The organism is Vibrio sp. 1402 (genome assembly GCF_033340275.1).
The window spans coordinates 1-754 of record NZ_JAWOWE010000209.1; the positions used below are offsets into that span (position 1 = coordinate 1).

Sequence of the window (754 nt, forward strand, 5' to 3'; positions counted from 1 at the left end):
CGCGAGTTGCGCCAAAATCTAACAGCCCGATTTGTTTACTTTGTTCAAGATAGAGGTAGTTTGCGAAGTTTGGATCGGTTTGCACCATCTTGAATTCAAACAGTTCTTTAAACAGCAGTTCCAACAAATTGTGCATTACAAAGTCGCGAGTTTCTTGGTCGTAGTTTGCGATTTTCTCTATGGGCGTCCCTTGAATGAACGCCATAGCCAGAACGGATTGGGATGAAATTTCCGGGTAGATTTTTGGCACCACAAAATGCGGATGGTCTTGTAGAGCCTTTTGATATCTATAGGCAAACTGAGCTTCTCGCTCATAATTGGCTTCGTCGTGCAGCTGTTTTTTCGTCTCTTCCAACAGTCCTTTATAGTCAACTGACTCAGGGATAAGGCCAACAATTTTCAAAAGCGTACCGACATTATCGACGTCGCTGTCGATGCTCTTTCTGATACCGGGATATTGCACTTTAACTGCCAAATTATCGCCAGAATCGCTGTAGGCTTGGTGAACTTGTCCTATGGATGCACTCGCAATAGGTTTGAAGTTGAAAGCAAGAAACGCAGATTTCCACTGTTCACCAAGTGCATTTACCATCACGCTGTTGAGCTGCTTTGATGGCATTGGATCGGCATTCGAACGTAATCTGGCCAAAATCTCGGCCAACTCCGGTTCTAGAATGTCTCCCGCATCCATCGACAGCATTTGACCAAGTTTCATCGCTGCGCCGCGTAAGTGCGCCAGTTGAACGGTCAGCCG

Annotated in this window: 1 protein-coding gene; it reads right to left on the reverse strand. The window is 45.9% G+C overall.

From position 1 onward, the window contains the following. The coding region (locus R7044_RS25125; RefSeq protein WP_225455986.1) for an ABC1 kinase family protein at window positions 1-754 on the reverse strand (754 nt) is incomplete at both ends.